The 19,729-nt window shown below is 73.8% G+C and carries 18 protein-coding genes and 1 pseudogene; 9 read left to right on the top strand and 10 right to left on the bottom strand.

Going from position 1 to position 19,729, the window contains the following annotated elements; translation table 11 throughout:
* Positions 1 to 200: 200 nt before the first annotated feature.
* Positions 201 to 503 (bottom strand): annotated as a pseudogene (locus WMF24_RS37730) (DUF4339 domain-containing protein); the annotation flags it as partial.
* Here WMF24_RS37730 and WMF24_RS37725 point away from each other — a divergent pair.
* Entirely contained in the window at positions 502 to 1,242 is a 741-nt protein-coding gene (locus tag WMF24_RS37725; RefSeq protein ID WP_437732295.1) for a ComF family protein, read from the top strand. The pseudogene WMF24_RS37730 and the gene WMF24_RS37725 overlap by 2 nt on opposite strands.
* Here WMF24_RS37725 and WMF24_RS37720 read toward each other — a convergent pair.
* Entirely contained in the window at positions 1,208 to 1,453 is a 246-nt protein-coding gene (locus tag WMF24_RS37720; RefSeq protein ID WP_437732294.1) for a hypothetical protein, read from the bottom strand. The genes WMF24_RS37725 and WMF24_RS37720 overlap by 35 nt on opposite strands.
* A 286-nt stretch (positions 1,454 to 1,739) precedes the next feature.
* On the opposite strand from WMF24_RS37720, the gene WMF24_RS37715 reads away from it, so the two are divergent.
* From WMF24_RS37715 to WMF24_RS37705, 3 genes are all read left to right on the top strand, one after another.
* Positions 1,740 to 1,925: a hypothetical protein gene (locus tag WMF24_RS37715; RefSeq protein WP_437732293.1), complete on the top strand. Its 186-nt coding sequence runs from the start codon at positions 1,740 to 1,742 to the stop codon at positions 1,923 to 1,925.
* A 353-nt stretch (positions 1,926 to 2,278) separates the two neighbouring features.
* Entirely contained in the window at positions 2,279 to 3,256 is a 978-nt protein-coding gene (locus tag WMF24_RS37710; protein WP_437732292.1) for a polysaccharide deacetylase family protein, read from the top strand.
* A 222-nt stretch (positions 3,257 to 3,478) separates the two neighbouring features.
* The gene (locus tag WMF24_RS37705) at positions 3,479 to 4,189 is read left to right on the top strand and encodes a hypothetical protein (RefSeq protein WP_437732291.1); all 711 of its coding nucleotides are present in this window, start codon (positions 3,479 to 3,481) and stop codon (positions 4,187 to 4,189) included.
* A gap of 63 nt (positions 4,190 to 4,252) precedes the next feature.
* Here the strand turns inward: WMF24_RS37705 and WMF24_RS37700 are convergent, their stop codons facing one another.
* Complete coding sequence (locus tag WMF24_RS37700) at positions 4,253 to 5,317, bottom strand: endonuclease/exonuclease/phosphatase family protein (RefSeq protein WP_437732290.1); 1,065 nt, start codon at positions 5,315 to 5,317, stop codon at positions 4,253 to 4,255.
* A 14-nt stretch (positions 5,318 to 5,331) separates the two neighbouring features.
* Here WMF24_RS37700 and WMF24_RS37695 point away from each other — a divergent pair, with 14 nt between their 5' ends.
* Positions 5,332 to 5,781: a hypothetical protein gene (locus WMF24_RS37695; protein ID WP_437732289.1), complete on the top strand. Its 450-nt coding sequence runs from the start codon at positions 5,332 to 5,334 to the stop codon at positions 5,779 to 5,781.
* 68 nt (positions 5,782 to 5,849) lie between these two features.
* Here WMF24_RS37695 and WMF24_RS37690 read toward each other — a convergent pair whose 3' ends face one another.
* Complete coding sequence (locus WMF24_RS37690; protein ID WP_437732288.1) at positions 5,850 to 7,244, bottom strand: hypothetical protein; 1,395 nt, start codon at positions 7,242 to 7,244, stop codon at positions 5,850 to 5,852.
* Positions 7,245 to 7,422: 178 nt separating this feature from the next.
* On the opposite strand from WMF24_RS37690, the gene WMF24_RS37685 reads away from it, so the two are divergent.
* Positions 7,423 to 8,454: a hypothetical protein gene (locus tag WMF24_RS37685; RefSeq protein WP_437732287.1), complete on the top strand. Its 1,032-nt coding sequence runs from the start codon at positions 7,423 to 7,425 to the stop codon at positions 8,452 to 8,454.
* A 91-nt stretch (positions 8,455 to 8,545) separates the two neighbouring features.
* Here the strand turns inward: WMF24_RS37685 and WMF24_RS37680 are convergent, their stop codons facing one another.
* Both WMF24_RS37680 and WMF24_RS37675 read right to left on the bottom strand, forming a co-directional pair.
* Positions 8,546 to 9,958: a DUF4331 domain-containing protein gene (locus WMF24_RS37680; RefSeq protein ID WP_437732286.1), complete on the bottom strand. Its 1,413-nt coding sequence runs from the start codon at positions 9,956 to 9,958 to the stop codon at positions 8,546 to 8,548.
* 32 nt (positions 9,959 to 9,990) lie between these two features.
* Positions 9,991 to 11,055, bottom strand: coding sequence for a hypothetical protein (locus tag WMF24_RS37675; RefSeq protein WP_437732285.1), 1,065 nt, complete (start codon positions 11,053 to 11,055; stop codon positions 9,991 to 9,993).
* A 301-nt stretch (positions 11,056 to 11,356) separates the two neighbouring features.
* On the opposite strand from WMF24_RS37675, the gene kbl reads away from it, so the two are divergent.
* Positions 11,357 to 12,547 carry a glycine C-acetyltransferase gene (gene kbl, locus WMF24_RS37670; RefSeq protein WP_437732284.1) on the top strand — a complete coding sequence of 397 codons (1,191 nt, stop codon included), beginning with the start codon at positions 11,357 to 11,359 and terminating at the stop codon, positions 12,545 to 12,547.
* Positions 12,548 to 12,562: 15 nt separating this feature from the next.
* Here kbl and WMF24_RS37665 read toward each other — a convergent pair whose 3' ends face one another.
* From WMF24_RS37665 to WMF24_RS37650, 4 genes are all read right to left on the bottom strand, one after another.
* A complete protein-coding gene (locus WMF24_RS37665; RefSeq protein WP_437732283.1) occupies positions 12,563 to 13,732 on the bottom strand; it encodes a zinc-binding dehydrogenase in 1,170 nt (389 codons plus the stop codon).
* A gap of 117 nt (positions 13,733 to 13,849) precedes the next feature.
* Complete coding sequence (locus tag WMF24_RS37660) at positions 13,850 to 14,542, bottom strand: hypothetical protein (protein WP_437732282.1); 693 nt, start codon at positions 14,540 to 14,542, stop codon at positions 13,850 to 13,852.
* A gap of 156 nt (positions 14,543 to 14,698) precedes the next feature.
* Positions 14,699 to 16,156 (bottom strand): signal peptidase I, encoded by a 1,458-nt coding sequence (gene lepB / locus WMF24_RS37655; protein WP_437732281.1) that lies wholly within the window; start codon positions 16,154 to 16,156, stop codon positions 14,699 to 14,701.
* 221 nt (positions 16,157 to 16,377) lie between these two features.
* Positions 16,378 to 17,451: a hypothetical protein gene (locus tag WMF24_RS37650; protein WP_437732280.1), complete on the bottom strand. Its 1,074-nt coding sequence runs from the start codon at positions 17,449 to 17,451 to the stop codon at positions 16,378 to 16,380.
* Positions 17,452 to 17,558: 107 nt separating this feature from the next.
* On the opposite strand from WMF24_RS37650, the gene WMF24_RS37645 reads away from it, so the two are divergent.
* Both WMF24_RS37645 and WMF24_RS37640 read left to right on the top strand, forming a co-directional pair.
* Positions 17,559 to 18,557, top strand: a complete 999-nt coding sequence (locus WMF24_RS37645) for an NAD(P)H-dependent glycerol-3-phosphate dehydrogenase (protein WP_437732279.1) — start codon at positions 17,559 to 17,561, stop codon at positions 18,555 to 18,557.
* Between the two features lie 83 nt (positions 18,558 to 18,640).
* Complete coding sequence (locus WMF24_RS37640) at positions 18,641 to 19,714, top strand: hypothetical protein (RefSeq protein WP_437732278.1); 1,074 nt, start codon at positions 18,641 to 18,643, stop codon at positions 19,712 to 19,714.
* Positions 19,715 to 19,729: the final 15 nt, after the last annotated feature.

The raw sequence follows: 19,729 nt of genomic DNA, 5'->3' as shown, positions 1-19,729 counted from the left end.
TTCGCCGAGCCGTCCGTGGGCGCTGGGCCGACGCGCTGACCGCCGCGGGCGGGCGCCGGGCCGAGATCCTCGATGAGCTCGATGTCCAGCTCCACGCTGCTCTCGCGCGCGGCGTCCCTGGCAGCGGCGGCCGGCTTCTCGGCAGCGGCGCCCGCCTCGGGTTTGCGTCGGAGCTGCGCGGCGTCGGCGAGCTCCGGCTGCCTGGACGCAGGCGCCCACGCCTCCATTCCTTGGCGCCACACCAGCGTGGAGCCCGGGATGACCCCGGCGGCCAGCGCGCTGCGCAGCTCGGCGGTGCTCACGAGCCGCTGGACGCCGCGCTCATCCGTCCACCTCCACGCGCTCAACGGGGACCCCTCCTCCAACGGCGGGAGCGCCGGAATTTCACGACGTGATCCACGACGCGGCGATCGTACCGCGCGTCGTTTGCAAAGAGATCTTCTTTCGTCCGCTCGCGCGCAACTGTGCCCCCGCTTCCGACGACGATCGCGCTCGTAGCCCATGAACCCTGCCCGCGTCGTCGTCGCCGCAGTCCGCGCCTTGTCCACCGCCGCTGCGCGCGCGCTCAGCCCTCCTTGCTGCGCTGGCTGTGATGTCCCTGTCGCGGGCGCCGCGGTGTTTTGCTCCGACTGCGCGCGGACGGCGGTGCCGTACGCGGAGCGCTCGCCGCGAGGGGTCATGGGGCCTGGCGCCGCCGACGGCGATCTCGTGGCGTTCGCACCGTTCGCCGGGGCGCTGGCGGACGGGATTCGGCGGTTCAAATACGGCGATCGCCCGGATCTCGCGCGTCCTTTCGGCCGGCTGCTGCTCTGCGCGGCGCGCGAGGCGGGGCTGCGCGCGGATCTCGTCGTTCCGGTCCCGCTTCATCCGCGCCGCCTGGCCGAGCGAGGCTACAACCAGGCCGCATTGCTGGCCGCGCAGGTCGCTGACGGGCTCGCGGCGCCGCTCGCTCCGCGGGCCCTCTGTCGTGTTCGTTCCACGGCCCAGCAGGCGCAGCTCCCGCGCAACCTCCGCCTGGAGAACGTGGCGGGGGCGTTCCGCGTTCGCGCGCCGGAGCGCGTCCAGCGGCGGAGCATCGTGCTCGTCGACGACGTGGCCACGACGGGCGCCACGCTCGCGGCGTGCCGTGACGCGCTCGTCGGCGCGGGGGCTGCTTCGGTGATCTCCCTGGTCCTGGCTGCGGCCGAGAGCGGCGAAGGGGAGGAGCTCAGAAGCTCTCCTCCGTCAACGCGCCGCATTTGATCCTCACGCTCCTGCCCTCGGCGAGCCACCGCGTGCCGTTGCGCGTCGGCTCGCCGAGCCGCACGAAGAAGCGCCGCCCGCAGCGCACCTCGATGGGCTGATTGCTGGGTCCCACCGCCACGCCCATCACGTAGACGGTCCCGTTCTGGGGGGAGTTGAGCTTGAGCAGGCCGTAGCCGTTCCGCGGGCGCGGCGGATCGGCGGACGCCACCGGGGCGGCGGGCTGCTGCGATGGGGGCAGAGGAGGGGCAGCGGCGTCGGCGGTCGGCTGTGCTGGAGGGGCGGCTGCCTGGACGAGCGGCTGTGCTGGAAGGGCGGCCTGTGCTGGCTGCGTCGCGTCCTGGGCAGCAGGCGCCGGCGGGGGCTGGGTTGCCGTCCGTACGGAAATGGCCGCTTGCGTCGATGCCGGGGCGGTGAGCGCAGGTCCTGCGGTCGTTGCGGGCGCCGAGGGAGCCGCTCGGCTGGGCGCCGTCAGCCCGGGAAGGGCTGTCTCGACCGTGCGGATCCCCAGCGCAAACACGACGGCGGCCGTCGTGAGCGCAATCGCGATGCTGCCGAGCGGCGAGAGCGGCTTCGACGGTTGGTCCGGCACCGACCCGGGTTGGGGCGGCGGCGGCACCGACCCGGGTTGGGGCGCGCCGTCCGACCCGGGTTGGGGCGGCGGCGGCACCGACCCGGGTTGAGGTGCGTCGTCCGACCCGGGTTGGGGCGGCGGCGGCACCGACCCGGGTTGAGGCGGCGGCACCGACCCGGGTTGAGGCGCGCCGTCCGACCCGGGTTGAGGCGCGCCGTCCGACCCGGGTTGAGGCGCGTCCGCGTCCGTCGAGAACATCGTCCGTCAGTCTAGCGGCATCGTCCGCCACGACGGAGCCGACTCTCCCGCCCGGCGGCCCTCCAGGCGTTCCTGTCGGATCCGCTCTCGAAACAAGCACGCGCGCCATTTGTGTGCTGGAATACACTCGTGCACGTCGTCGCACATCCACGGACATGGACTCGCCGGAGGGCGTCGCTCGGTCGTCGTACGTTGGCCGCCGCCGTGCTCGACACCCTCGGGCTCCTCGACCGATTCCTGTGGCTGCGCGCGAAGCTCCGGCTGCCGGTGCTCTCCGTGTTCACCTACCACCGCATCGCCGAGCCCTCGGACGTGGCCGAGCTCGATCCCGGGGTCGCCGAGGTGAGCGCGCGCGAGTTCGAGGAGCAGCTCGCGGTCATCAAGACGCACGGCACCGTCGTCTCGCTCCGGGACGTGCGGCTCCTCGTGAAAGGACGGAAGCTCCCGCCGAACCCCGTCCTTGTCGCGTTCGACGACGGCTACCGGGACAACCACGACGTCGCGCTGCCCCTCCTGGAGCGCGCAGGCGTCGCCGCCACGTTCTTCATCGCCACCGAATACCCCGGCAGCGGCCGCCTCTACTGGTGGGATCGCGTCGCGCTCCTCATGCACCGGTGCCGGCGCGCGCGCGTCGAGATCGCCTATCCCGCGACGCTCGTGCTCGAGCCCCTGCGCGACCCCATCGCCGCGGCGACCCGCGTCTGCCGGGCCATCAAGCGCACCTCCGGCCTGGACATCGAGCGCCTGTGGGACGAGCTCGAGCGCGCCACCGGAGCGTCGATCGACCGCGCCGAGGAGCGCGCGCTCGCGGCCAGGACGATCATGGACTGGAAGCAGATCGCGGCGCTGCGGCGGGCGGGCATGGACGTGCAGTCGCACTCGCACCGGCACCGCGTCCTCCAGACGCTGTCGCCCGAGGAGGCCACGCGCGATCTCGCGCGCTCCCGCAGCGTGCTCTCCGAGGCGCTGAACCAGGCCGTACACGCGGTCGCGTACCCCGTCGGATACAGCCTGTGCGGCGCGTTCCACCGCGCCGTGAGGGAGGCGGGCTTCGAGCTCGGCTTCACCAACAACTCCGGTCCTTGCGTGCTCTCGTCGTTCGATCCCCTGAATTTCCCGCGCATCGCGATGGACCGCGGGCAGATTGGCGCGCTCTTCAAGCTCAAGCTGCTCGTCGGTTAGCGGTCTGGCCCCGGGCCGCGCGTCGTCGACCGATGACCGAATGACCGAGCAGCGCCGGGCGCGGCGCCCGCCGAGCGCCGCCGCTCGCTCGGCGCCGCCACGGCCGGCGCGCAGTGGCCTGCGCTGTGCACGTGCACCGTCGCTGGGCCGGTTCTGCACGCGCACGGCCTCGATGGGCCCTGAAAACCTGCTTCGCAGCCTGTTCGACGAAGGGAGGCTCTCGTGAAACGCACGACCCGTGGTCCCTGCTCCCGCGCCGCCGCCTCCGCGCTTGGCGCGGCCTCGCTGCTCGCCGCTGCCCTCGCCTCGGGATGCGGCGGATCGCCGCCGCCCGCGGCCTCCGCGACGGCGCCCGCGCGGCCCGCTCCGGAGGCTCGCGGCGGGCGGGCGCGCACGGCGGCCGTCGAGCAGCGCGAGCAACGCGACGCCCAGCGCGCGTGGTGCGTGTACCTCGCGGAGCTCTACGAGCGGGCCACCGAGCGAGCCAGCGCATGGCCGAAGTTCGAGGAGTGCACCCAGCGGACGACGATGGCCTCGCCGGAGATGCTCCGCGCCACATCGGAGTGCTCGCTGGCGGCGCTGCGGCGGTTCGAGGGCGACCCCTTCACCGCGGCCTACGCCGAGGAGGTGAGCCGCTGCGGCGCCGAGGCGATGACGGCCACCTCGCTCCACCGCGCCGATCTCGCGCCGTACATGGCCGTCCTCTGCGGCCGTATCGCGGGGTGCGGCGACCTCGACTACGCCACCTGCCGGCAGAGCCTCGAGGACGGGCTCGGCCCGCAGCTCGAGCGGGCGATCGGCGCGATGAACACCCGCGGCCGGCAAGAGGTCCGCGCCTGCTTCGGCAAGCTCGCGTGCGGCGGCGACCTGGGGCCTCAGATCTCCGCGTGCCTCGAGCCCATCATGGACGACCTGCTCTGGCTGCCGGGGTGAGCGGCCCGCGCGCCCCCGGCGCCTGAGCGGCCGCGCGGCGGGGCGTCGGCCCGGGCGCGGCGGTCAGCGCGAGCTGCCCGGCAGGCGGCAGCGCGCGATCAAGGGGACGTGATCCGACAGCCCGGCGAAGTCGCCCTTGTGCCCGAACGGCTGCGTGCCCGTGAAGTCGAGCCACTGGAGCCGCTCGGACGAGTACACGTGGTCGAGGTGCATGCGCAGGTTCATGAAGCCGGCCGTCGGGAAGGCGCGCGCCTCGCTCTCGGAGAGGCTGCGCACCTTGGCGAACGCGTCCACGAAGCCGATCTCCTCGCGCAGGAAGCGATCGACAGGCGAGCCCGGCAGCGAGTTGAAATCGCCGACCACGACGAAGTTGTCGCTCCGCCGCTCGCGGCGGACGAAGTCGGCGAGCACCCGCGCCTCCTCGAGCTGGTTCGTCCCGAACCCCATCCGCGCCTCGCCGGTCCAGAACTCGCGCGAGAACACGCTCGGCAGGCTGAGGTGCGTGTTGAACACATCGAAGCTCTGCCCGCTCTCGTGCTCGAACGACACGTGCGCGCAGATGCGCGTCTGCTTCAGGCTCTTGACCCTCCGCCGGTGGGTGATGTCGTGCGGGCGCTCCGCGTTGTGGTGCCCGATGCGGAACGTGTCGCGCGCGATCACCGCCAGCCCGGTCGTGTAGATGTTCGTCCGCGATGTGAGCCGGTAGGTGTGCGCGGGGAAGTAGTAGGCGACGTAGCGCTCGCGCCGCTCCCGGTGCGCCAGCGCCGCGTGCAGCTCGGTCATCAGGCGATCGAGCTGCGTCTCCTCGGGGTGCCACCGCGGGTTCATCGTCGACGAGCGCAGCGACTGCGTCTCGACCTCCTGGAGGCACACGAGATCGGGCAGCGGCGACAGCCGCGCCAGCGTCGTCGCGATCCGCGTGATCGCCGCGCTGGTCGACGCGATGCCCCGCGTGCCGTGCCCGAAGTAGCGGACGTTATAGGTGATGATCCTGAGCGGCGCGGGGGCGCCGCCCGGCGGCTCAGCGCTGTCGAGAGCGCCGGACGCCGCGCTCGTGGCGTCGCGTCCCGGCGTCGCATCGTCGGGTGTTGGGCCGCTCGAACCAGGTGGGAGGCGCCGCTCGGTCATGTATCCTCTCGCCCATGGGCAAGAACATCATCGTTTCCGAGGATACCATTCGTGACCTGCTGGAAGCGCATGCCTCCCTCTCCGCCTGGTACTACGAGCTCTGGTCGGCGCTGCGCGTCGCGAAGGCCTCGGCGAGCGCCCCGGATGATGCGGCCCGTGCGGCGTTTGTCGAGCGGATGGCCACGAGCTTCCCGGAGGTCGCGTCGATCGCCCGCTCCATCCGCGTACCACGGATGTTCGTCCCTCCTCCGCCCGCGGTGAGCGTCCCCCCCGCCGCGACCGCAGAGCCCACGGAAGATGCCCCCACCGCCGTCGAGCCCGCTCCCGCCCGGCTCCGGGAGCTCCAGTCGCCCAGGAGCCAGCCTGGCTCGGAGGACCCCGACGTGCCCCCGCCCGCGCCCTCGCAGCCGGCGATCGCGCCTCCACCGATGGTGGTCCCGTCGACGGTGAAATACGACCCATAGGCCCGTACCGGTGCGGCGTGCGGGCTCAGCCATCCACGCCGGTTCGCGAGCCTCTCCCCGCGGTCCCGTCAGCGGGCTGAGCCGAGCGGGCGCTCGCTCCGCGCGAGGAGCTGCGCGGCCTCGGCGGCGCCCGTCATGTCGAAGCCGGGGTTCAGCGCCAGCGCTGCCCGCACGAGCCGCTCACCTTCCTTCAGGTCCCCCAGCGTGATGCGGATCGCGCCCGCGTGGTAGAGCAGGCGCGCGTCCCGGGTGCCGAGCGAAAGTGCCCTGTCGCTCGCGACGCGCGCCTCGGTCAGCCTGCCGGCGCGGTACAGCGCCCAGGCGTGCGCGTCCTCGGTCGTGATGTCGGCGCGGACGGCGCGCTCCGCTTCGGCGAGCCGCAGCGCCTCGTCGCGCTCCAGGTCCTTCGTCGCGTAGTACAGCGCGAGCGTCCGGCGGTCCGACCGGCGCCCGGCGTCGACGACGCTGGCGTAGGCCTGCGCCGCGCCGGCGCGGTCGCCTGCGGCCGTCCTGGCGTCGCCGAGCAGCCACGCGGTCGCCGGCTCCGGGCTCTGCCGGTGGGCCCGCTCGAGGAGATCGACGGCGCGCCCCCACGCGCCGCGCGCCAGCGCGACGCGCGCCCTGCCGGCGAGCGCAGGCGGATACTCGCCCTGCACGGCGAGCGCGCGCGAGAAGACCTGGTCCGCGGCCTCGTTGTCGCCCTCGTGCCAGAGCATCGTCGCCGCCTGCGTGAGCGTCCACGCGAGCGCCTCGGGCTCGCGCGGGTCGCCGGCGTCGATCGCGAGGCGGATGATCCGCTGCGCGGCCACCGCGTCGCCCTGGAGCCAGCGCAGGTGCGCGGCCCGCGCGTAGGACGGCAGGCCGGGCCGCAGATCGACCATCCGCTGCGCCGCCGCGGCCGCCGCCTGGAAGAGGCCGAGCTCGAGCGCGGCGTCGCTGAGCGTGCCGAGCGCGAGCGCGTCGCCCTCGTCCCGCGCGAGGACCTGCTCGGCGGCGTCGCGCGCCTCGGCGAACCGGCGGTCGTGGAGCAGCACGAGGCCGCGCAGGTTGAGCGACGCGCGATCGCCCTCCGAAAGCGCGAGCGCGATGTCCGCGCACGCGCCCGCGCGGGCGTAGAGCGACGCGTCGCCCGAGGCGCGCGCCTTCCGGATCCACGCGTGGCCCAGCGCGCTCCAGAGCTCGGCGCCCCCGGGCGCTCTCTCGAGCCGCCGCGAGAGCGCCGCGATCTCGCGGTCCACGGCGCTCGCGCCCGGCGGGGCCGCGAGCGCGAGCCGGCGCGCCTCGTCGAGGGCCGGGGGCGCCGGCGACTCGTCGGCGCGCGCGGTCGACGCCGGGGCCACGCGCGCGGTCGACGCCGGGGCCGCGGGCGCGGACGGGCCGGCCTCGGCGCGCGATCGTTCCGTGCAGCCGGGGCTTCCGCTCAGGGCAGCGCAGGCGAAGAGGAAACCCGTTCGTCGCAGCATCGGAGCGATGACCTCCTGGCGCGCTGGAGCTCCGCCCGGGGCGCGCCGTGCGCCCCGCCGAGGGGTTGCGTGCGCGATCCGAGCGCGAAAGAGCTTGCCGCGTCGGTCTGCGCCGGCAAGCTCGCCGCTCCAGCGGATCGCTCGAAGAGCAGCGGCGCGCAGCGCGGAGGGGATCGCATTGCCTGTCTCGACGGATGGCACCCGCGTGCGGCGGCTCTGCGCCGCGGCGCTGCTCCTGGAGCTCGGCGCGGCGTGCGCGCGCGCGCAGCGGAGCTCGTCGGACACCGGCGCGACCGCGGCGCCCGGCGGGGACGCCGGCGCGACCGCGGCGCCCGGCGCGACCGCGGCGTCCTCGCCAGCATCCGCCGGCGACGCTCCGGCCGGCGACGCGATCGCCCCGGTCTACCCGAGGGCCGACGGCGCGCCGGAGCCGCTCGCGGCGCGGCTGTGCGAGGCGCTGCACGCGCTGCCCGCGCGGCGCAAGGCGGCGTGCTGCGGCGGCGCCGCCGGCTTTCACGCCGCGGCGGAGTGTGCGCGCGCGCTGAGCTCCGCGGCGCGCGCGAAGGCGGTGACGCTCGCGCCCGAGGACGTCGCCCGGTGCGTCGAGGCGATGGAGAGATCGCTCGAGGGGTGCGACTGGGTCGCCCCGATCGCCGCCCCGGTTCCGCCCGCGTGCGAGGGGATCGTGCGCGGCGCGCTCCCCGAGGGGGCGCGGTGCCGCTCGTCGCTCGAGTGCGTGGACGGGCTGCGCTGCGACGGCGCCGGCCCGACCGACGCCGGGATCTGCCGCGTCCCGCGCGCCACGGGCCCCTGCGGCCTCTCCGTCGACGCGCTGGCCGCGGTCACCCGCCAGACGCGCCACGCCGACGCGCACCCCGAGTGCCGCGGCCACTGCGCCGGGCGCGCGTGCGCGGACGACGTCCCGCTCGGCGGCCGCTGCGAGGCCCACGCCGCCTGCGGGCGGGGCCGCCGCTGCATCGACGGGCGCTGCAGCGACGCGCCGCTCCCTCCCGCCGGCGCCGCCTGCCTCGGCGGGCTCTGCGCACCCGGCGCGCGCTGCGCGGACGGGCGCTGCGCGGCCCTGAAGGCCGAGGGCGAGGCCTGCACGCGCGACGGCGAGTGCCGCGCCGCGTGCGTGCGTCCCGGCGGGCGCGCGGCGGCCCCGGGCGGCGCGGCCGGCGTGTGCGGGAAGCGCTGCGCGGCGCGGTGACCGGCGGACCGCGCGCCGCCGCAGCTCTCCTGCCGCAGCTCTCCTGCCGCAGCTCTCCTGCCGCAGCTCGTCCCGCGTCTCGCCCGCCGGCTCAGGGCCTGAAATGCCCCTGGGTCGCGCCCTCCCAGGCCGTCGCCAGGTAGGGGAAGCCCGGGAGGAACCGCGCGTCGTTCGCCGCGACCCCGTCGCCCGCCGTCGTGCCGGCCGCGCCGGTCAGGATCAGCGTGAGCAGGGCATCGGTGACGTCCGTCTGCTCGCGGTCCGCGCCCGCGATCAGCGCGCGACCGTTCGGAAATCCCGACGGCATGCCCAGATCGATCCGGAGCACGTCGCCCACGGTCTCCAGGTTGTGCCCCCCGAGGCTCGCGGGCTTCAGGTTGAACGTGTCGATGAGGTCCGTCCGGTTCTGCTTCAGCGCCTCGGGATCGAAGGCGGCGAGCGGCTGGCCGGCCCGGTACAGGCCGGCGAACTCGGCGTCGCGCACCAGGATCGGGTTCAGGAAGTAGGGGCCGAAGTTGGCGAGATCGTCGCGCGGGTGCGCCCGGTTGTACTTGTCCTTGTCCTGCAGGCCGATGATCCACGTGTTGATGAGCGGCAGGCCGACGCGCGACACCTGGACCCAGGGACCGAGCCCGTCTTCCGTGCCGTTCGCGCGCAGGATCCGCACCTTGCGGCGGCTCGCCGAGGCCCAGATGCCGAGCGTCTGCTGGTCGCTCGGCCCCGGCGTCGGCTCCGACCCGCCGTTGACCACGGCGAGCGGGATCTCGAGCGCGAGCGTGTGGACGTTGTAGCCCGCGAGGTTGTCGCGCGGGGTGCACGGCGGGTTCGGCGCCGCGAGGAGCGGGCACAGCCCCGCGAGGTCGAACCCGTGGCCGAGGTCCGCGTAGAAGCCGTCGTCGCGCGGCCCGGCCCAGGCGCGCCCCTCGCCGCCGGCCATCTGCTTGAGGAACTTCGACGACGTGGCGAAGGCCGGGTAGCCGCCGCCGGAGATCTGGTACGCGAGCTGGTTCGTCCGCCGCCCGATGTTCGGCGGCGCGACCGGCGCGTCCGCCAGGACGACGGTCGACGCGCCGCCCTCGACCTTCGTGATCGTGTACGTCTGCTCCGCGCCCGAGAGCTGCGAGAAGAACTCGTTGCCGCCGCTCGGCGCCGGGGTGAGCCCGGCCGGATCCGCCGCCCGGTACGGCGTCGTCGAGAACCGGACCTGGTAGGTCAGCGCGTCCTCGAGGCTCGACGGCCCGCGCGCGATGTGCACCTCGTAGAGCACCTCGTCCGAGAAGCCGTGGAAGTTCGGCCCGCCGGCGGGCTCCTCGAGCGGGATGTAGCTCGCGAGGATGACGAGGTTCCCTCCCTGCACCCACGCGTACAGGTCGGTGTTGTCGGCGGCCGGGTCCCTCGCGATGGCCGGCGCTTCGCGGTGGCTCGACGCAGCAGCAAGGCCGGGTGCGCTGAGCGCGACCGACGCCGCGAAGGCGGCGGCGGCGCGCGACGGTCGGTGGATCATGCGTGCGGGTCCTCCCATCGCTCCTCTGCGGCTCACTGGCTGAGCAGGAACACCGAGTCCTGCTCCTTTGCCCCGTGCTCGACGAACGCGAAGACGTCGGCGGCCTTCGCCCGGTGCAGCCCGCCGGGCTCGCCGTGCCCCGCCGCGCCGGTCGCCACCGTCGAGCGCGCCCCGGACGAAAGCTCGATCCGCACCACCTCGGCGGCGCCCCGGGTCGCGTCGCGGGTGAGCACGAGCAGCGCCGCGTCGTCGCGCGTCAGCGAAAGGCCGCACGGGTAGCCGGCGCGGAGCCCGGTCGCGAACGGGCTCACGAAGCCGTCCTCGATCCTGAAGATGGTCGCCGCGCCGTCGGGGCCCGCGAGCGTGTCGCAGACGAAGACGTCGCCCCCGCCCGCGATCGCGACGCCGCTCGGGTCGACGAGCGGGCTCCCCTTCGCGATCGCCCTGGCCTCGCCGCCGCCCGCCGGCAGGAAGAACACGCCGGGCTGGCCGTCCTCGCGATCGCGCCCGGAGAACACGAGCTGCTCCTCGCCGTCCGCGCCGCGCACGACCTCGAGGCCCCGCGCTGCATGCCCCTCGCCGCCGCGGATCGGCGCGAGGGCGCCGCCGGGCAGCTCGATCGCGAAGAGCGCGCCCGCGTCGTCGAGCGCCGAGCTGCCCGCGCCCGGATCGGCCACGAAGACGCGGCCGCCGCCCGCGCTCGCCGCGATCCCGAGCGGCGCGACGAGCGGCGGACCGGCCGCGATCGCGGCGGCGCTCGCCCCGCCGCGCGCGCTGACCCGGAACACGCCCGCCCTGCCGCCCGCGTCGACGCCGGTGAAGTACACGTACGCCGCGCCGGCGTCCGGCGTCGCGTCGAGCGCCATCGCCGGGGCGAGCGGCGCGATCGCATACGGAGCGTCGCCCCCCGCGCCGCCCCCGCCGCCCGTCCCGCTCGCCGCGGTGGCGCCCCCCGTGCCGCCGGCGGAGCTCGCGACGGTCTGTCCAGGCGCGTCCTTCGCGCGGCTGCAACCCGGGTTGCCCGCGGCGGCCGCGAGCGACGCGACAGCGCACAGCACACCGGCGCTCCGCCGGAAGTCCCCCCTGGCTTCCGTCATGCCTGCTCCTCCCCGGCGGCGCCGCTCGCGGCGCGCGCGGCCCGCGCCTCCCGCTCGTCTGGCCGCGCCGCGCCGCGCGGGATCTCGCACGCAGCGCGCGGCCGGACGCGACCCGTTGTGCCATGGCCCTCCCGGATCGAGTAGGCCGCGCCCGCGCCTCGCGCGAAGAAAGCCGCGCGCATCCTGGCTCCCGCGTCCGGCGGCGCCCGCCGGCGATCAGGCCTGGGACCGACGCTGCACGGCCGGGCCGGACACCCATCCCCCGTCGACCGGCCGACTGCCCCGTTTTATAAAGACATCCATGTTCGATGTCGCTCGGTCACTGTACGCACGGGCGCTGGAGGACATCCGCGCGGCGGGGCTCTACAAGGAAGAGCGGATCCTCGCGACGCCCCAGGGGCCGGCGATCCGGACCGAGGGCGGCGCCGAGGTCCTCAACTTCTGCGCGAACAACTACCTCGGCCTCTCGTCGAACCTGGCCGTCATCGCCGCGGCGAAGGAGGCGATCGACTCGCACGGCTTCGGCCTCTCGAGCGTCCGGTTCATCTGCGGGACGCAGGACCTCCACCGGCGGCTCGAGTCCAGGATCGCCCGCTTCTTCGGCGCCGAGGACGCGATCCTCTACTCGTCCTGCTTCGACGCGAACGGAGGCCTCTTCGAGACGCTCCTCGGCGAGGAGGACGCCGTCATCTCGGACGCGCTGAACCACGCGTCGATCATCGACGGCATCCGCCTCTGCAAGGCCGAGCGGCACCGCTACCCGAACGGGGACATGGCCGCGCTCGAGGACCTCCTGCGCAAGACGGCGAGCAAGCGGCTCCGGCTCATCGCCACCGACGGCGTGTTCTCGATGGACGGCTACCTCGCGAAGCTCGACACCATCTGCGACCTCGCCGACAAGTACCGCGCGATGGTGATGGTCGACGACTCGCACGCGACGGGCTTCATCGGCCCGACGGGGCGCGGCACCGCGGAGCTCTGTGGCGTCATGCACCGCGTCGACGTGATCACCTCGACCCTGGGCAAGGCGCTCGGCGGGGCGAGCGGCGGCTTCACGACCGGCCGGCAGGAGATCGTCGACCTGCTCCGGCAGCGATCGCGGCCGTACCTCTTCTCCAACACGCTCGCCCCGGCGATCGCCGGCGCCTCGATCGCCGTGTTCGACCTCATCGACGCGGAGCCCTCGCTGCGCGAGCGGGTGATGGAGAACGCGCGCCGGTTCCGCCAGGGGATGACGCAGGCCGGGTTCACCATCAAGCCGGGCATCCACCCGATCGTGCCGATCATGCTGGGCGAGGCGCGGCTCGCGAACGAGATGGCGAAGGCGCTGCTCGCCGAGGGCATCTACGTGATCGGCTTCTCGTACCCCGTCGTGCCGAAGGGCGAGGCCCGCATCCGGGTCCAGCTCTCCGCCGCGCACGAGCCGGCGCACATCGATCAGGCGATCGATGCCTTCCGCAAGGTCGGCCGGCAGCTCGGCGTCGTGGGCTGACGTGAGCTGATCGGATCAGTACCGGATGATCACCTTCGGGTGGCTCGAGATCGCCTCCTGGAAGGTCGCCGGATCGTAGTCCTCGAAGTCGAACACCGTCCCCTGGCCCCGGTTCAGGATGACCTCCCAGATGAGGTCGTGGATGTTCGGGTCGCGCGACTCGAGCAGGTGGCGCGTGATGTGCCACGTCTCGAAGATGCGGCGACCGATCACGCTGTGGAGGCTGATGCCGTCCACGATGAGGCGGTCGAAGTTCTCGATCACCGCGTCGCCGCTCTTCAGGCCGAAGAGGATGACGTCGCCCCCGCGCCTCGCCGCGTGGATCGCGTTGTTGACGCTGCTGTTCACGCCGCTCATCTCGAGCACGACGTCCACGCCGACGCCGTCGGTCAGCTTCCGCACGCGCTCGGTCAGCTCGGGATCGCTCGCGTGGGGCCGCTCGGGGCTCGCCTTGTGCGGGCGCAGGACCACGTCGGCGCCGAGGCGGCGGGCCATCTCCGCGTTCCGCTCCGCCGGCTCCACGCCGATGATGTAGATGGCCCCCATCGCGCGCGCGATCGCGACGGCGAACAGGCCGATCGTGCCGCAGCCGAAGATGGCCACGCGCTTGCCGCGGAGGTTCACCTTGGTGCACGCGTGCACCGCGTTGCCGAACGGCTCCTGCACCGCGGCGACCTCGGGCCGGATCCGGGCGATGTCGGTGCGCCACAGGTTCTTCGCGGGCAGCTTCACGAGCTCGGCGAAGCAGCCGTCCTCGCTGATGCCGATGATCTTGTCGTCGGCGCACACGTGCGTGTCGCCGATGCGGCACTGATAGCAGGCGCCGCAGGCGATGTGGCTCTCGGTCGAGACGATGTCGCCGACCTCCAGCCCGAAGGTCCGCCGCGCGTCCGTCCCGAGGTCGACGACGCGGCCGAGCAGCTCGTGGCCGATCGTGCGCGTCGCCTTCCGGTCGCGGTCGAGCGACCCGAAGATCATGTCCTTGAAGGCGGTGCGGAACCAGATGCCGCGATCGGAGCCACAGAAGCCCGTCATGATCGGCTTCACGAGGACGCTCGCGCGATCGTGGTAGTCCTTCGCCTCGTTGATGGCTGGGCGCTCGACCTCGTCCCTGGACAGCCCGACGGTGGACTCCCACGGTTGCTTCTCGCGGTTGTACGTCAGCGCCCACATCGTGTCGCTCATGCACCTGGCTCCTGTTCGGGGTTCGAGGCGCGCCGAGCCGGCGCACGGGCGCCTCAGGCGCATGTAGCGTGGCGCGTGAACGAGCGAGCGCCCATCAGAAAATTGCGCTCGGGCTGTTCACTTCTTCAGCTCTATCGGCCTCTTCAGCTCGATCTTGCGCCGCCCCGTGCCACCGTCCGCCGCGCCCGCGTCGGCGCCCGTGCCGGTCGTCCCCGCGTCGGCGCCGGCGCCCGTGCCGGTCGTCCCTGCGTCGGCGCCGGCACCCGCGCCGGTCGTCCCTGCGTCGGCGCCGGCGCCCGCGCCGGTCGTCCCCGCGCCGGTCGTCCCCGCGTCGGCGCCGGTCGCGGCCGCGCCGGTCGGGGCGCCCGCGTCGCCCGTCCTGGCGACCGCAGCGGGCGCCGGGCGCGCCTCGGCGTCGGTCGCTGTCGTCGCGCGGCTGTCGTCGGCCTTGAGCGCGATCCACCCCAGCGCGGGCTGACCTCCGCTCTGGAAGGCGACGAGCATCCAGTCCTGGTAGCTCGCCTTGAGGTCGACGATCGCGCCGTTATCGAGCCGCGCGAGCTCCTTCGACGTGGCGTCCGCCGCCTGGTACACGGGGAACTGCTGCAGCAGGCGCCGGCGCCCCGGCTGGGGCTCCATGGTCGGGTACGTGGCCACGTACCCCGCGAGGTCCGGCGTTGCGGGCGCCACCGGGGGCGCCGTGGCCGAAGCCGCTGCGCTCGTCGTCGAGGCTTCCTCCCTGCTGCACCCCGCTCCGGCGAGCAAGCTGCCCGCGAGCACCAGGCTCCACATCTCGACCGCACGTGCCATCGTCGCCTCCGTCGCCACGGGCCGGGGACTCGCTACATCGGCCGCGAGGCGAGGGCACCGTACACGAGCACCACGGGGAGCGCACCCGGCGTGCGTGCTGGCCAACAAAGGGCCGCAGGTCGACCCGGGGCCGTCGCGCAGCGCGCAGCGGGCTGATCAGCGCTTCGTCGACGCGCGCGCGGGCGCCGGCGGCGGGGTCGTCTCGGAGACGGGCGGCCGCTCGCGCAGGCACTTGTCGAGGCCTTCTTGCAGGGCCGCCTCGTGGGCGCCGGGCAGCTTCGGGCGGCCCATCACGTTCACGAACAGCCGATCGTGCGCGAAGCCGCCGCCCGGCCCGAGGCTCATCCACACGAACATCGCGCGCCCCTTGATGTTCTCGAAGGGCACGCCGGCGCCGAGCTTGCCGCGCCACTCGCGCGAGTCGTGGCTGTTGTCGCGGTTGTCGCCCATCACCCACACCTCGTCCTGGGCCACCTTGAAGGGGCCGCGAGGCAGGCCGCACACGCCGGCGCGACAGCTCAGCGGCAGCGTGCAGTCCTCGCTGTCGACGCACATCGTCTTGTCGGGGTTCGTGTCGTAGAGCGTGAAGTACGACCTGTCCCCGAGGTACTCGAGGAACAGCTCCGCCTGGCGCCCCTCGTAGCGGTACGGGCCGACGTGGCAGTGCGGGACGAGCCAGCCGTTGAGGATGGGCCGGCCGTTGATCACCTCCAGCGTGTCGCCCGGGACGGCGATCACCCGCTTGATGAAGTCCTGCTCCTTGTTCTCGGGGAACTTGAACACCATCACGTCGCCGCGCGCCGGCGGCAGGCGGGAGAAGAGGCGCTGGTCGGTCCACGGGATGAGCGGACCGTAGGTGAACTTGCTGACGAAGATGTGGTCGCCGACCATGAGGGTCGGGATCATCGAGCCGCTCGGGATCTTGAACGCCTCGACGACGAAGGCGCGCAGGATGAGCGCGACGGCGACGGCGATGCCGATCGACTCCGCGTACTCGCGCATCTCGCCCTTGCGCCAGCGGCCGAGGTGCTCGCCGACCGCGCGATCGGCGCGGCTGTGGGCGGCGTCGAACTCGTCGGCGTCGAACGTCTCGGCGCTCATCGCGCGCTCGAGCGCCGCGATCGCCTGCGCCACCTGCTCGCGCTCGCCGCTCGTCAGCTCGCGCTCGACCTCGCGCTTGCGGCTGCGGAGGATGCGGTGGGCCTCCTCCAGGAGCGCGGCGGCGTCCTCGAAGCGGGCGCGCGCCTTCGGCGGGATGTCCCGGCGGCCGCCGACCCCGATCGCCGACGCGAACGGCAGGTCGTGGCGGAACCGCCAGAGGATCATCGCGAAGATCGTGAACAGCACGATGCCGGCCGGGATCTGCTGCTCGCCGACGAAGACGCGGAGCGGCTGGGAGCTCTCCCCGGGGGACGATGGCGTGAGCAGCCAGACGTTCACGACCGCGAGCGCGAAGGGCACGAGGCAGATCCACACGAGGTGGAACAGGAAGCGCAGCAGGCGGCCGTCCCTGCCTCCTGGAGGAGGAGGAGAGCTGCCGGCCGAGCGCGGGTCCGCGCCTCCGGCCGGCTTTGCCGCGCTGACGCGGGGCTCCGGGTTCGCGCTTCCCCTCATCGAGGATCCGAGCTCCGAGCTCGTGGGCCGATTGGCCGCGACCGACGGTACGCTCTGGGGTTGATCATCGGGTCGCGGCGGCAAGAGAGAGCTTATGTATACGTCGACCCCCGCCGCGGCAAGTGCGCACGCGCGGGGGCCGACGCGCGGTCCGTCGCCGGCATCCACATTGTCCACGCAGTCCGCGCAGCCCCGTCACGGCGCGCCCCAGGCGTCGGTCCTCACGGCGCGTCCCCAACCTCGACGGCGTAGCTCACGAGGGCGGCCCGGTCGTCGCGGGCGTACGTCGTCGGCTGCGTCCGCCCCGCGGCGCTCGTGTTGTCGATGACCAGGTAGTACTGCCCCTCGGGCAGCGGCACCGTCCGCCGCCACGGGGCGCCCGAGTACACGGGCTCGTCCAGCAGGGGCGCCGCCGTGAGCGGCGCCGGCGCCGGCTGCGTCAGGTATGCCTGGAGCCACTGCTCCCCGCTGCCCCGCGACACGAGGATCACGTCGACGCCGGGCGCCCCGTCGACGGCGATCGTGAGCGTCATCGCCTCGCCGCTGCCCGTGATCTCCAGCGGGCCGATGTAGTCGCGCTGCTCCTGGTGCACCTCGGTCCGCTCGTTCGCCAGGAGCAGCTTGCCGTTGTCGCGGCGCTCGTACGGGGCGCGGGGCCGCTGCCCCTTCTCGACGATGCCGAGCCCGAACTGCACGGCGCCGTCGTCGTCGCGGATCACCGTGAAGCCGCGGGCGAGCTCGGTCTTCACGAGCTGCGCGCCGAGCGCGTTCGCGTACGCGCTGCCCTGCGCGAGCGACACGCCGCCGAGCGAGATGGCGGCGGGCTGCTCGATGAGCCTCGTCGTGAAGCTCGCCGCCGTGGTCGAGCGCTGACGGAAGTACACGTACATCGTGTCCCCATCCATCAGGAAGTCGTGCTCGTACTCGACGGCGGCGCTCGCGTCGAAGGTCATGCGCTTCGTCAGGTTCGTCCAGATGAAGCCGCTGCCCCCGAACTGGAGGAAGAGGTTACCGTTCGCGAGCTCCTGGGCGACGCACGAGCCCGGGTAGAACCGGCCCGTCACGGGGTCGTCGTCGCGCAGGCGCAGCGGCACGCTCCGCTTGCGCATCTCGCTGCAGAGCTGGCTCGTCGCGAAGGACAGGATGGCCCTGCGGAGGGACAGGTTCCCCGGATCGTTCACGACGCCCGGCATGACGCCGAGCGCGCCCTGGCCGCACGCGCCGCACACCGTCCCGAGCAGGGTGAGGCAGAGCGCGAGGCCGGCCGCGCGCAGCGCGACAGAGCGGAAGAGCATGGGCGCAGCATAATCGAAACACCGGCGGATCGAGCGGCGCGCCGCGTCGCGCCGCGCGGGGCACGTCGCTTTCGGTCCGGCGCGCGGGTGGTGGTAGGGTCGCCGCCATGGCGAACGTCGCGGTGATCGGGGCCGGCGCGTGGGGCACCGCGCTGGCGAAGCTGCTGGCGGACAAGGGCAACCCCACCGCGCTGTGGGCGCACCAGGGGGAGCTCGCCGAGCGCATCGAGGGCGAGCGGCAGAACCACCGGTATCTGCCGGGCGTGTCGCTGCCCGCGAGCCTGCGCGCGACGAGCGACCTCGAGGACGCGCTCCGCGGCGCGGAGCTCGCGCTCCTCGTCGTGCCATCGCACGCGCTGCGCGAGGTGGTCCGCGAGGCCGGCCGCCACGTCCCGCAGGGCGCGCTCGTCTGCAGCGCGACGAAGGGCATCGAGAACGACTCGCTGATGCTGATGAGCGAGGTGCTCGTCGACGAGCTCGGGCGCGACGTCGAGCCGCGGCTCACGTACCTGTCGGGCCCGAGCTTCGCGCGCGAGGTCGCGGCCGGCCAGCCGACCACGGTGGTCGTCGCGGGCAGGAGCGAGCGCGAGACGCACGCGGTGCAGCGGATGCTCGCCACCGACAGGTTCCGGGTCTACTCGTCCGATGACGTCGTGGGCGTGGAGGTGGGCGGCGCCCTCAAGAACGTCGTCGCCATCGCGGCCGGCATCTCCGACGGCCTCGGCCTCGGCCACAACGCGCGCGCCGGCCTCATCACGCGCGGCCTCGCGGAGATGGCCCGCATGGCGGCGGCCAAGGGCGCGAACCTGCTCACGCTGGCGGGGCTCTCCGGGATGGGCGATCTCGTGCTCACGTGCACGGGCGAGCTGTCGCGCAACCGCACCGTCGGGATCGAGATGGGCAGGGGACGGAAGCTCGACGAGATCCTCGCGGGCCTCGGCCACGTCGCCGAGGGGGTGAAGACGGCGAAGAGCGCGTACGAGCTCGCGAACAAGCTGAACGTGAGCGCGCCGATCGCGGTCGAGGTGTACCGGATGCTCTACGAGGGAAAGCCGCCGCAGCAGGCCGTCGTCGACCTGATGACCCGCGCCCTCACGAAGGAGTGAGGCGCGGAGCCCTGTCGGGGGAAGGCGCTTTCTCGCGCGGCGCGCGCGCCGCGCCATGCGCGAGCGTGTAAAGTGGCGGCGCGATGAACACACGACCTCTCGTGAGTCTCCTCTCCGCGCTCCTCGTGTCGAGCGTCGCCTGGACGGCCTCGGCCCAGTACGGCGCGCCGCCCTACGGCGGCCAGCCCGGCGGCGCGTACGGGGGCCAGTACGGCGGCGCGTACGGGGCGCCGTACGGCCAGCCCCCCGGCCCGTACGGCGGCTACGCGTACCCGCAGAAGAAGACGCAGCCGAAGTCGACGCCGCTCGAGGTCGGCTACCTCTACGCCACGTCCGTGGCCTACGGCGTCGGGACCGGCATCTGGTTCGACGCGCTCGTCGGCATCGAGGATCCCGGCTTGCAGTTCATCGCGCCCGCGCTCCTCGGCGTCGCGGCGCCCGTGGGCGTCTACTTCCTCGACTCGCCGCCGATGCCGCGCGGCCTGCCCTCGGCGATCGCCACGGGCATGGTGATCGGCGCGGGCCAGGGGCTCGGCATCGCTTCCTACCAGTACGTCTCCGCGCCGGAGGGCAAGGAGTGGGGTTTCCTCGGGCTCGCGACCGCCGAGGTGATCGGCTCGACCGTCGGCGGCGCGGCGGGCCTCGGGTTCTACTACCTGCTCCGGCCCAAGCCGCAGACCAACATGCTCCTCGCCTCGGCCGCCGTGTGGGGCTCGATCATCGGCAGCGAGTTCGGCGCCGCCGCCAGCAATGGAAGCTGGGGCGAGTCGAACGACAGCATCTCGCTCGGGGGCCTCATCGGGTTCAACGTCGCGACCGCGGGCGCTGTCGGCCTGTCCGCCGCCTGGACGCCCTCGTGGAACCAGCTCGCGTGGATGTGGGGCGGCCTCGGCATCGGCACGGTCGTGTCGTTGCCCATCTACCTCGCGTACATCGGCAGCGACCACGACCCGCGCCGCGGCCTCATCGCCCAGGGCGCGGCGGGCACCCTCGGCATCGTGGCGGGCGCCCTGTTCCTCGGCTCGCCCGACCGCAGCGGCGACGTCGCCGCGGGCGAGGAGGATCGCCGCGACCCGGCGTTCGCGCGCGTGCTCGGCGGCAGCCTCGTGCCCTACCACGGCGGCGTGGCCGCGGTCGTCCTGGGAGAGCTCTGGTAGGCCGCGGTGCGCCGG

Source organism: Sorangium sp. So ce1335 (assembly GCF_051521615.1).
GTDB lineage: Bacteria > Myxococcota_A > Polyangia > Polyangiales > Polyangiaceae > Sorangium.
The sequence above is the reverse complement of the archived record's forward strand: the minus strand, read 5'-3'. Positions and strand labels throughout refer to the sequence as shown.